The 12,044-nt window shown below is 62.6% G+C and carries 10 protein-coding genes; 7 read left to right on the forward strand and 3 right to left on the reverse strand.

Annotated elements, in window-relative coordinates; genetic code table 11:
- Positions 1-2: 2 nt before the first annotated feature.
- From N5A93_RS03270 to N5A93_RS03280, 3 genes are all read left to right on the forward strand, one after another.
- Entirely contained in the window at positions 3-854 is an 852-nt protein-coding gene (locus tag N5A93_RS03270) for a sulfotransferase domain-containing protein (protein ID WP_268953631.1), read from the forward strand.
- Positions 844-1,821 (forward strand): glycosyltransferase family 2 protein, encoded by a 978-nt coding sequence (locus N5A93_RS03275; RefSeq protein WP_268953632.1) that lies wholly within the window; start codon positions 844-846, stop codon positions 1,819-1,821. Before N5A93_RS03270 ends, N5A93_RS03275 begins: the two co-directional genes overlap by 11 nt.
- Positions 1,822-2,101: 280 nt before the next feature.
- Positions 2,102-2,893, forward strand: coding sequence for a glycosyltransferase (locus tag N5A93_RS03280; protein ID WP_268953633.1), 792 nt, complete (start codon positions 2,102-2,104; stop codon positions 2,891-2,893).
- A gap of 1 nt (position 2,894) precedes the next feature.
- Here the strand turns inward: N5A93_RS03280 and N5A93_RS03285 are convergent, their stop codons facing one another.
- Positions 2,895-3,692, reverse strand: coding sequence for a sulfotransferase family 2 domain-containing protein (locus tag N5A93_RS03285; RefSeq protein ID WP_268953634.1), 798 nt, complete (start codon positions 3,690-3,692; stop codon positions 2,895-2,897).
- Positions 3,674-4,549, reverse strand: coding sequence for a glycosyltransferase family 2 protein (locus N5A93_RS03290; RefSeq protein ID WP_268953635.1), 876 nt, complete (start codon positions 4,547-4,549; stop codon positions 3,674-3,676). Before N5A93_RS03290 ends, N5A93_RS03285 begins: the two co-directional genes overlap by 19 nt.
- A 256-nt stretch (positions 4,550-4,805) precedes the next feature.
- Between N5A93_RS03290 and N5A93_RS03295 the strand changes: the two genes are divergently transcribed.
- From N5A93_RS03295 to N5A93_RS03310, 4 genes are read left to right on the forward strand one after another with little or no spacing between them, the layout of a single operon-like run.
- Positions 4,806-5,945 carry a Gfo/Idh/MocA family protein gene (locus tag N5A93_RS03295; protein ID WP_268953636.1) on the forward strand — a complete coding sequence of 380 codons (1,140 nt, stop codon included), beginning with the start codon at positions 4,806-4,808 and terminating at the stop codon, positions 5,943-5,945.
- A gap of 1 nt (position 5,946) precedes the next feature.
- Complete coding sequence (locus N5A93_RS03300) at positions 5,947-7,011, forward strand: Gfo/Idh/MocA family protein (RefSeq protein WP_268953637.1); 1,065 nt, start codon at positions 5,947-5,949, stop codon at positions 7,009-7,011.
- Positions 7,012-7,015: 4 nt separating this feature from the next.
- Complete coding sequence (locus N5A93_RS03305) at positions 7,016-8,278, forward strand: glycosyltransferase family 4 protein (RefSeq protein ID WP_268953638.1); 1,263 nt, start codon at positions 7,016-7,018, stop codon at positions 8,276-8,278.
- A complete protein-coding gene (locus N5A93_RS03310) occupies positions 8,275-9,360 on the forward strand; it encodes a glycosyltransferase family 4 protein (RefSeq protein ID WP_268953639.1) in 1,086 nt (361 codons plus the stop codon). The genes N5A93_RS03305 and N5A93_RS03310 overlap by 4 nt, the downstream gene beginning before the upstream one ends.
- A 9-nt stretch (positions 9,361-9,369) precedes the next feature.
- Here N5A93_RS03310 and N5A93_RS03315 read toward each other — a convergent pair whose 3' ends face one another.
- Positions 9,370-11,979: an AMP-binding protein gene (locus N5A93_RS03315; RefSeq protein ID WP_268953640.1), complete on the reverse strand. Its 2,610-nt coding sequence runs from the start codon at positions 11,977-11,979 to the stop codon at positions 9,370-9,372.
- Positions 11,980-12,044 lie beyond the last annotated feature (65 nt).

Consider the following 12,044-nt stretch of genomic DNA (forward strand, 5'->3'; position numbering starts at 1 on the left):
CCATGGCCCGACCCGATTTCATTATCATCGGCGCGATGAAATGCGGCACCAGCACGCTGGCCGCGCAGCTCGGCCTGCAACCCGGCATCTTCATGACCAACCCGAAAGAGCCGAACTTCTTTTCCAACGACGCGGTCTTTGCCCAAGGTCAGGAATGGTATGAGACCCTTTTCGCCGATGCCGCCGATGGCGACATCAAGGGCGAGGCCAGCACGCATTACACCAAGCTGCCGACACATCCCCAAACGCTGGCACGGATGTCGCAGATGCTGCAGTCGCCAAAGCTGATCTACCTGATCCGCGACCCGGTCGCGCGGGCGGTCTCGCATTACATTCACGAATGGTCGATGGGCGTGATGTCGGGAGACATCGACAAGGCCTTCGCACAGCACGATGCGCTGGTCGACTATAGCCTCTACGCCATGCAGATCGCGCCCTATGTGAAGCAATTCGGCAAGGCCAACGTGTTGATCCTCAGCCTCGAGCGGATGAAGCAGGCCCCACCGGCGACGCTGGATCAGGTCTGTGAATTTCTGGGATATGACGGCACCGCCCAATGGCGCGAAGAAAGCGCCCAGGTCAACGCCTCGGCCGAACGCACCAGGCGCTTTCCCATGCACAAGTTGATCTTCGACAACCCCGTCGCCACGCGGCTGCGCCGCGCGCTGATCCCCCAGGCCCTGCGCGACCGGATCAAGGCGGCGCGCCAGATGCAGGAGCGACCCGAACTGTCCGCCGGATTGCGCGCCAGCCTGGAACAGCGTTTTGCACAGGATTACGATCAGCTGCGCCAGATTTTCCCAGAGCGCGATGACCTGCGCGCCAGCTACCCATTCGTGACCGATGACCGCTGATCCACATATCGGCGCGGTCGTCATCGGCCGCAACGAAGGGGCACGGCTGATCCGCTGCCTCGACTCGGTGCTCGGGCGGGTGGCGCATGTGGTCTACGTCGATTCAGGATCAAGCGACGGCAGCGTCGACGCGGCCAGATCGCGTGGCGCCACGGTGGTCGAACTGGACCTCGATACGCCTTTCACTGCGGCACGCGCCCGCAATGCCGGGCTTCAGGCGCTTTTGGCGGGTGCCGACGTGGATCATGTGCAGTTCATCGACGGCGATTGCGAGCTTCGCGAGGGCTGGATCGAAACCGCGCATGCCTTCCTGAAACAGGCCGATGACGTTGCAGTGGCATTCGGGCGCAGGCGCGAACGCTTCCCGGAGGCGTCGGTCTATAACCGCCTTTGCGATTGGGAATGGGACACGCCCATCGGCGAATCCGGTGCCTGCGGAGGGGATGCGTTGATGCGTGTGCGCGCCCTGCAGGAGGTTGGCGGCTTCAATCCGGGGCTGATCGCCGGAGAGGAACCCGATCTCTGCGTGCGCCTGCGCGGGCGCGGCTGGCGGATCTGGCGGCTGGATCACGAAATGACTCTGCATGATGCCGCGATGACGCGTTTTGGCCAGTGGTGGAAACGCACCCGCCGCGCAGGACATGCTTTTGCCGAAGGCGCGGCGATGCACGGCGCCGGGCCTTCAGGACATTGGCGGCGCGAAACCCGCAAGGCGCTGGCCTGGGGCGCGGCCCTGCCAATTGGGATCGTGATCGCCGGACTCGCCCTTGGCCCTGCTGCATTTCTCGCTGTCCTGATCTATCCCGCTCAGATTCTTCGCCTGGCCATCCGCGAAGGCTTCGACCGGACGGCATGGGAGCGCGCCGTTTTCCTGGTTCTCGGAAAATTCCCCGAAGCCCTCGGCGCCCTTGCATACTGGCGCGACCGCCTTCTCGGCCGCCATGGGGGCTTGATCGAGTATAAGTAGAGACGAATCCCGAGGAACGACGTTTGAATCTGATCAGGATATTGGAGTCAGCAGGTTGCATTTCATCAACACAGCCGATCTTGTAAGCCACGATTGGACATTTCTTCAGCCCTATTGCCAAGATCCCTCGATCAGTTGGGAATTTCACATAGGCCGCCCGCGAACGCGGATGGAACGGATCGTCAGGAAACCTGATCTCGCGCGGTGGCGCGCGGCCTTTCAATCCACCAGGCGCGCGACGCAAAACGACCGGGCGGTTCTCGTATCGCACCTCCCGCGAATGAGCGCGGCAACCAATCTTTTTCGTAAGCGGTTCTGCCCGCAGGTTCCGCAGATCGCCTTCGCTTTCAACTTCACCGACTTACCGGTCGGGATGGACTACAGGCGCCTGCGCGCCTCGCTGGCGGGGATCGACGAGTTTGTCGTTTTCTCACAATATGAGCGCCGTCTCTATTCCGAGTATTTCGGCTTTCGCCCTGAGCGTTTTCGCTTTCTTCCCTGGGCGATGGACGCACCGCAACCGGGGCCGGATAACCCCGTAAGCGGGCCGGAATCCTACTTCTGCTCCGTTGGCGGGGAAGGGCGTGACTACACATTGCTCGCTGACGCGATGCGCGCGCTTCCCGATATTTCGATGGTTGTTGTCGCTAGGCCGCACAGTATCCGGGGCATTGATTTTCCCCCGAATGTGAAGGTCTTTACAAATCTGCCCGCGCCACAGACCTGGCGCATCGTTCAGGACAGCGCGGGCGTTGCGATACCCCTTCGGAGCGACAAGACCACCTGCGGGCATATCACTCTTGTCGGCTCAATGTTGCTTGGTCGCGCAATGGTCATCACGGATTCACTTGGCGTAAGCGACTATGTCGAGGATGGCGTGAACGCGCATCTGGTTCCGGCAGGTGACACAGAGGCGATGATCGCCGCTTTGCAAGGCTTGGCGCACAATACCGCCACGAGTCGCGACCTCGGGTCGCGCGCGGTATTGCGAGCGAAAGAGAAGCACGCGCTGGCGGGTTGGGTTTCCTATTTCATCGAGAAAAGCGCCCAATACGAAGCGCGCCTGCCATAGCCTAACGCAGCCACCTGCTGCGTTGACGTGCAACCAGCGCCATCGCCACCGGCGCCGCAAGGATCGAACGCATGGCAGCGAATCTATCATCCGACAAGCCTTCCAGATTGGGTCGGTCGTATCCAAATCGCCTGTAATCCTCCGCATAGAATTCGTGCACAAGATCAAGATCCTGTCTGAACAGCTGCGGCCTTGGCTTTGGTCGCTTCAGAAGATGACGGATTTCGGCATCGGAGTCCGCGGGTCCGAAAAGCGCGTCCAGCCGCTGGATCACCGGCTGAAAGCCGTCCTCGAAGCGAAAAATCTCCGCTTCTTCGGGGACAAGATCGCATTGCGGCCGGATATGGTTGTCATAGACGCGCGGATCCCGCCTTGCCGCTGACAAGACGATCCTGAGCCAGGTCGAGAACCCGAGCCCGCTCGCTTTCGATATGCCGGACTGGAACCGATATTCGCTGACGATACGCTCCACCGGGTCTCTCACGATCGCGAAACAATAGTGTATCTCGGGTGGCAACAGCAGCTGAAGCTCGCGCGCTGTCAGGTGTTGCAGGGGCTGTATCACGTCGCGCTGGCGAGCCGTGCCGCGCGCCCCGGCATCCTCCAGCAGGCTTATCCTGCCGAACCGCTTGATCAAATAATCTTCAACACTCGTGCCGCCCGTCTTCGGAACATGCGCGAAGAAAATATGACCCTTTGAAGATGTGACGAGCGGCATGGAATGACTTTCGATAACTTCTTTGATCGTTAAGCATCTGTCGTGCGGATTTCCAGCACCTCCTATCGCCCGCGCGCCCAATCGCTGCGGGATTTGCGCAGGCGCACGGCGATATGAACCGATGCATAGACCATGAAGGCCAGTGGCATCCTTGCCAACAGTCCAAGAATGTCGGCGCGGCTCAGTGTTGCCTTTCCCTCTCGGGCGGGCAGGTCGGGATAAAGGTGGTGGATCTCGTTGACGCCGTCATCCTGTCGGCGCCGCACACGCACCAGTCTGCGAAACCCTTCCACCATCGGCCAATGATAGCGGGCGGGCACCTCGGCGCGCTCATCGCGTGTGAATTGCAGGCGTACGAAGGTATCGTCCGAGATAATCTCAGGAAATGCGCCCCAACGCTTGCGGCCGGTGCGATTCACCGCGAAAAGCCCCGCCCCTACGGCCCCGCCCTGAACAAAGGGCAAGGCCTGCCAAAGGCGCGCATATTGGCGCGTGACCCATGTCCGCGCCGGCGCGACCCGCAACGTCCCTGTGGCATAGCGTGGCGCATCACCGGCCAGCGCGACACGCAACTGACCCAGCATCGGCGGGTCGAGGCGGATATCGGCATCCAGGAAGACCAGCACGTCGCCCGAGGCGGCGCTGTCACCCGCGTTGAGCGCATTCACCTTGCCGGGCGCGGGCACATCGAGGATCTGCAAGTGCCAGCCGCGCGCCTCGATGGCCGGGGCGAAGGATTCGGCAACGCCGACCGTGTCATCGGTGCAGGCATTGGCGGCCAGAATCACCTCGATCCGCCCTGCCGCTTCGTCCTGATCGAGGAGCGATTGCAGGCAGGCCCCGATATAGGCTTCCTCGTTGCGCGCAGCAATGATGACCGACAGGGTGTCGTCCGGCCCGTGTTCATCCGTTCCATGCCGATTGGCCTGCGCCGCCATATCCAAGAATTCCTTTGCCCGCTTTTGACGCGGAAAATTTTACGTGGTCAGATCGTTAGCCGGTTCCGGCCTCCCTTGTCGATGTTTTACACCGTTTTGCCCGCCGGTAGCGAAATGTTGGACGGGCCAGCGGTGCTGGTCTACAAAACGGGCAGCCCACTTCCGGGCAGTCTACAGGTTTCACCGTGATTTTTAAGAACGAGCATTTCCCCATTGCGGCCACAGTCCTGACAAGGCCCCTGTGCAGAACGTCCACATGACCAGGATCGGCATCATCGGCACCGGCTTCGTGGCGGATCTCTATATGCGCTCGCTGGCCACGCTTGAAGGAATCGACCTGATCGGCGCGCATGATATGCGTGGCGAGCGGCTTTCCACCTTCTGCGCCTATTGGAAGGTGACCGCCTTTACCGCTCGCGACGATCTGCTGGACGCGCTCGGCCCCGGCGGGATCGTTCTCAACCTCACGAATCCTTCCGCGCATTTCGAAATCAGCACGGCGGCGCTTGAATCAGGCTGTCACGTCTATTCCGAAAAGCCGCTGGCCATGCGGATCAAGGATGCGCAGGTGCTCCATGCACTGGCAGCACGGAAGGGGCTTATGCTGGCTTCGGCGCCGTGCAGTTTCCTTGGCGAAGCGGCACAGACGGTCGCGGCAGCTGTTCGGGCCGAGGTAGCGGGCAAGGTCCGCCTGATCTATGCGGAACTCGACGATGATTTCATCCCCCAGGCGCCCTATTCCAAATGGTTGAGCGAGAGCGGCGCGCCCTGGCCTGCCGCCGACGAGTTCAAGGTCGGCTGCACGCTGGAACATGCGGGGTATTACCTGACCTGGCTTATCGCGATTTTCGGGTCGGTGCGCACGGTGGTGGCGGCGTCGGCCTCGCTGGTATCAGACCAGCTGCCGGTGGACGATCCCGCGCCCGATGTCTCGGTGGCAACTCTGTTCTTCGATTGCGGGGTGGTGGCGCGGCTGACCTGTTCGATCATCGCGCCGCATGATCACGGGCTGCGCATTATCGGCGACAAGGGCGTGATCGAACTGGATGAGGCCTGGAACAACGCGGCCAAAGTCCGCTTCCGCCGCCGCTTCACGCTGCGCCGAAGGCTTGTGAATGCGCCGATCGCGCGGCGTCTGCGGTTGCCTGGCGAAACCCATCCCAAAGTGGGTCGCTGGGGCGCGGCCTCGATGAACTTCATGCTGGGTATCTCGGAAATGGCCGATGCGCTGGCCGCCGGGCGGCGCTCGCGCATCTCCGCCGACCTGGCCTTGCACCTGACCGAGGTGACGCTCGCCATCCAGAACGCCGGCGAAACAACGGGCGCGCAGACCATGCAGACCCGTTGCGACCCTGTCGCGCCGATGCCCTGGGCACAGAACCTGAAGGGGGCCTGAGATGACACAACCGATCCGATTGGGCATTGCAGGGACCGGGCGCATGGCGGCACGGATGGTTCAGGCTCTGACGCATGCCCCCGACATCACCGTGGCGGCCATCGCCTCGGGAGATGGTGCGCGCGCACGCTGGTTTGCCGATCAGTGCGGTGTCGCCGATGCGACGGGCGATCTTGCCGACATGGTGCAAAACGGACGGGTCGATGCGGTCTATGTCGCCGGACGCACCCGCGACCATGCCGCCGCCGCGCTGCAATCGGTGCAGGCCAGCAAGCCGGTGCTGGTCGAGAAACCGCTTGCCCTGACCCCCGGTGAAGCGCGCAGGCTTGCCGAGGCGGCACGCGAAAGCGACTGCCTCGTGATGGAGAATCTCTGGTGCCTCGCGCTGCCCGCCTATCGCGCCTTGTGCGATCAGCTATCGGGCGGCGCCTATGGCAGCCCTGTCCATCTGCATTTCGATTTCGGCTATCCGGTGAAGCCGGAAAGCCATGCTTCGCTGTTCGACCCCGAAGACGGCGGCGTGATCCTTGACCGCGCGGTATATGGCGTGGCGCTGGCGCTGAATCTGCTCGGGCCGGTGACAGATGTGGATTGCAGCGCGCAACGGAATGACGCGGGTGTCGACGTGATGGCCGACCTTCGCCTGCGCCATCAATCCGGCGCGCTCTCGCATGTGGCTGTGGCGCTCAATGCCCTGATGTCGAATACCGCATCGCTGGCCTGCACCCATGGCCATCTGGGCCTCGGCACGCCCGTCATCGGTTCCGAGATCCTGACCGCTTGTCAGATGCTCCCGCAGGCCGCGGCAGAAGCCCGGCCCGGCGCGCAGGCAGGGCTGAAGGATCGCATCCGCGCATGGCCCCGCGCCCGAAAATTCAAGCGCAAGCGCGATATGTCGGCGGGGCGGTTTCTTGGCTACGGGACAGATCCCTATCTGCCTGTGCTGACGCATTTCGTCGAGCTGATCCGGGACGGTCAGGGCGAAAGCGGTCTCATCCCGCTCGATCTGTCGATCAGGACACTCGAAATCCTGCAACACTCACGCGGCCGGATCGGGGAGAGCTAGAGAGATGCGGATCGGATACCTGATGAACGCCTACCCGATGACCAGCACGACCTTCATCCGGCGCGAGATTCACGCGCTTGAATCCAGCGGAGTCAGCATCGCGCGCTATGCGATCCGCCCCTGGTCCGAACCACTGGTCGACGATCAGGACAAGGCCGAACAGCACAAGACCTTCTATCTTCTGGTCGGGCGCCTGCCCGCCTTGCTGGCGGATTTCGCCGCCGAGACCCTGGCCAATCCCAAGGGGCTCTGGCGTGCGCTTCGGGGCTGGTGGCGGCTCTGGCGCAATGCCGGGGGCGGCCTCGTGCCGCATGTCGCTTACCTGCTCGAGGCCGTGTCGCTCAAACGGCGGGCGATGCGCGATCGGATCACCCATCTGCATACGCATTTCTCGACCAATTCCGCGGCTGTCGCCATGCTGTGCCATCGGCTTGGCGGACCCGGATACAGTTTCACCGCCCACGGCCCTGACGAGTTCGTCTATTGGGGCCGTTCCTCGCTGGCGCTCAAGGTGAGCGAGGCGCGCTTCGTCGTCGCGATATCGGAATATTGCCGGGTCCAACTGGCCCGCGCCGCGGGCATGGCGCATTGGGACAAGATCCAGATCGTCCGCTGCGGCATCGACCTCTCCGAATTCGCGCCCTCCAACGCGCCCAGCGATGCAAAGGCGCCTTTCGTCACGGTCGGGCGGCTCTGCCCGCAAAAGGCCCAGACGCTGATCGTTGAGGCGGCCGCACAGGTGGTCGCCCGTCACCCCGATCTGCGCATCGTCCTGATCGGCGATGGCGAGACCCGCGGCGCAATCGAAGCCGCCATCGCAAGGCACGGGCTTCAGGGCAATCTCACGCTGCTTGGCTGGCGCGACAATGCCGAGGTGCGCCGCCATCTCGAAGCCGCCCGCGCCCTTTTGCTCCCCAGCTTCGCGGAAGGCCTGCCCGTGGTGATCATGGAGGCGCTCGCGCTGGGGCGGCCCGCGATCTCGACCTATATCGCAGGCATTCCCGAACTGGTGGATGACTCCTGCGGCTGGATCATCCCTGCCGGGTCCATCGACGCCATCGCCGCCGCGATGGATGACGCACTCGACGCCCCACCTGAAACCCTGGCCCGGAAGGGCGCCGAAGGCCGCCGCCGCATCCAAGCACAGCACGATGTCAACAAGAACGCCCGGCAGCTCAAAGCGCTTTTCAACGCGAACGAAGGAAACCCCGCAAATGGCAAGCCTTCGCCGGATTGTCGTGATGCCCTGAAGGAACCTGCACAGTGAAGATCACCTTCGTCTGCACCCCTCCCAACCTGTCAGGCGGCGACCGCGTCATCGCGATCTACGCCGACCTGCTGACCGAAATGGGTCATGACGTGACGATCGTGGCACAGCCCCATCCCTATTTCAGCTGGAAGCAAACGCTGAAGCGGTTGCTGAAGGGGCGAAGGCCTCGGCCCCGCCCCGAGAAAAGCCATTTTGACGGCATAAAGGCGCGCTTGCATCTGACCCGGAACGCCGAACAGATCACCGATGAAGACGTGCCCGACGCCGACGTTGTGATCGCGACCTTCTGGACCACGGCCTACATGGTCGCGAACCTGTCCGCTTCTAAGGGCCGGAAGTTCTATTTCGTGCAACACCATGAGGTCCACAACCCTCCCTATGCCAAGCAGGGCGCGGCCTCCTATCGTCTGCCACTCAGGAAGATCGCCGTTTCAAGCTGGCTGCGGGACGTGATGGAATCCGAATATGGCGACAAAGATGTGCCGGTCGTGCCCAATGCCGTGGATCACGATCAGTTCCAGTTTCAGCCGCGCAGCAAGCGCGATGCGCCCACCGTGAGCCTGATGTACTCCGGCAAACTGTTCAAAGGCGTGGATACCAGCCTAAAGGCGCTCGACATCGTGCAGGCGCGCCTGCCCGATCTTTCGGTACTTGCTTTCGGCACCATCGACCCTCTCGGCCGCCTGCCATTGCCTGATTATACGACCTACCTTAAATCGCCCCCACAGGACGAAATCCCCCGAATCTACGCCGCCAGCGATGTCTACCTTTTCGGCAGCAACTCGGAAGGGTTCGGCCTTCCCGTGCTCGAGGCGATGGCCTGCGGCTGCCCGGTTGTCGCCACGCGCACCGGTTGCGCCCCCGACGTGATCGAAGATGGCGTCAGCGGCTATGTTGTCGATATCGACGATGCCGAAGCCCTGGCAGACCGTATCATCAAGGTGCTGAGCGCCGAACCGGACGACTGGAAAACCATGTCGCGCAATGCCGCAAAGGCGGTCGAGTCCTACTCCTGGAGCGATTGCGCGCGCGCCTTCGCCGCCTGTCTCGAAGCGCCCGCAGCCAAAGACGGCGCATGATTCAGCCGCTCAGCCGAAATACATCCGCCTGAGCCGCCACCCAAGATAGATCATCACCGCAATGAATGCCCCTATGGGAAGGACCAAGGCGACAGCGCCGGGCAACCCGGCGATCAGCAGGATATCCTTGAGCGGTATGACGATCCCATGAAACGCATAAATCGGAAGCGCCAGCCCCCCCGTCACGATCAGGATCTGCAGGACGGCACGGGTGGTGCGACCGAGCCCGTTCCAATGCCTGAGTAACAGATCGAATATCCCGACCAGAAACACCGTCGCGAAGAAATAGAAGACATAGCCCAGCAGGCTCAGGAAGAACGGCGAGCTGCCGGTCGCAAAGGAATTGGGCGGCAGCACATCCAGCCCGACGGTCATCGACAAGGCCATTCCGCAGCCCCCGGCCACCGCCAGCGCCTTGCTTGCCGCGCAAAGATCATCCTGCCTCGAATACCAGTGGCCAATGGCGATCCCGCCGAAGACCAACGCCGATAGCTGAAAGTAACTGTAGCCCGCCACCGCCATCAGCCGGGGCCATTCCAGGATGCTGTTCAACTGTTGATCCGGCAGGATCGCCCGCATGGCCCAGGTCACCGGCAAGGCCAGCACGACGACAACCAGCGCCCGGAAAATCACGCTCTGTCCGCCGTTCAGATAGCGCAGCCAGATCGCCGCCGTGGCGAAGGCCAGTACGTAATATGCCAGGATGTTATAGAACGCCCGCGCGACGCTGAGGCCGGTGATCGCCTGTCCTTCGATCATCAGCAGCACAAGATGCACAGCCCCCAGCAGCCCCAGCCCTGACAACACCAAAAGAAACGAGATGCGCAACCGCTTGTGTACCGACGCCGGGTCGCTGCCATAGGCGGGCAGGAAAAAGAACCCGAGCCCGACGCCAAAGACCGTGGCGAAGCCCTCGGTGCCCATACGCATGAACCCGCCGAGGTAATAATTCACCTCCTGCGCGATACCCAGTCTTTCAAAGAACCCCGGCCCCCAATGCGCGAACAGCACGGCAATGGCCATGATCGCGCGGGTGATGTTGATCGACCAGGTTGCCGTGGTTCTTTCCGGCAGCGCCGCTGTGGCGGGTGCGCCCGTCGCATCCCCCGTGCCCGCGGCGTCCTCGGTTGCCGCGACCTCGCTCAGCGTCCGCCCTTCCAGCGTGGCACGTACTGTGCCGCGGTCGAACTGCCGCTCCATCACAAGCCCGATCTGAACGGCACTCAGGGAATCCCCGCCCACGTCGTAGAAGGTGTCATCTCGGGTGATCGCACGCGCACCGGCCACCTTGCGCCAGGCTTCGGCCACCTTCGCTTCCGACGGGGTCAATGTCCGGTCATCATGCGCTTCGCGACCACTCGCAGCGGGTATCACTTCGCCTTGCGCCGCGTAAAGCGCGCGCAGCTTGCGCCGCTGGATCTTGCCCGTCCCTGTCACCGGGATCGCATCCACCGCGAATATCCTGACACAACCGCTCTGATCGACTCCGGATGCCTTCAACGCCAGCTCGGCCGCCTTTTCGATCAAGGGCGCTCTTTCGGCGATGCGGTCATCGACTGCGATCAGGGCGGCGTCACCGCGCAGCGGATCGGATACCGAGCCGACCGCGATCCTGCCCTCACAGCCGCACAGCTCGATGATCGCGCGCTCCAGGTTCTCTGCGTTCACATTGACCCCGGCGATGTTCATCTGGTCGTCCAATCGCCCAAGGTAATAGAGCGCTCCGTCACGGATCGCGCCCTTGTCCTTGGTATGCAGCCAACCATCACTGTCCGAGATCGCGTCGATCCCCCCGGCATCGTTCAGAACGCCCAGCGCCACGTGATCGCCCCGGATGCAGATCTCGCCTTTGCTTCCGATCCTGACCTCGCTTGGCGGACTTGCTGTTCCCACGCTTTCAAGCAACGCATCATCGCTGCGAGACACGTTTAGGAACGTGCTGCGCGACGCCTCGGTCAGGCCGTAATGCTGCACGATGCGCGCATTGGGAAACAGCGCTTTCAGCGCCAGCTTCTCGTCGCCCGACATGTATTGGCTGCCGATCTCGATCCATTTCACCGCCTGGCCTGCATCGCCGATCGCATCCGGCGCGCCCAGCACGATCCGCCAGAGGGTCGGCACGGCCGAGATGGCGTTGATCTCGCCCCGCTCCAGCATCTCGCGGATTTCGACGGGGTCGAAACGCTCGGGCAGGAAAAAACGCCCGCCCACCGCCGATACGGCCCGCACGCGCCCCAACCCGAATGAATAGGTCACCGGAACGCCGATATATTCGCGGATGGTCTCATCCGGCTGCATCGCCGCATTCAACCGCGTCACGACATCCGAAATGTTGCGCTGGCTCAGCACTATGGGCTTCGGGCGCCCCTCGGTGCCCGACGAAAACAGGATCTGCGCAGGCGCATCCGACATCCCCCGCGTGAAAGCGTGCTGCCCCCAGCCACCGCCAGGGAACGTCGCCAGCCGCTCGGTGATCTCGAGGCCAGGATAATGAGACAGATCGAGTCCTGCGCGTTGTACCGTGAACGGCGCGCCGCTTTCGTAAAGGCGAAAGGCATGTTTCAGGAAATCCAGCGAGTTGCTGGCCTCGATCGCGACCGTCTTCAGCGCTGCCGTCATTCTGGAAACGCGGTCTGTTCGGAAAAAGAACTAAAAAACGCCATTGGAAAAACGCTTGCCTCTCG

Origin of the sequence: Roseovarius salincola, from assembly GCF_026891095.1 — a bacterium.
Taxonomy (GTDB): domain Bacteria; phylum Pseudomonadota; class Alphaproteobacteria; order Rhodobacterales; family Rhodobacteraceae; genus Roseovarius; species Roseovarius salincola.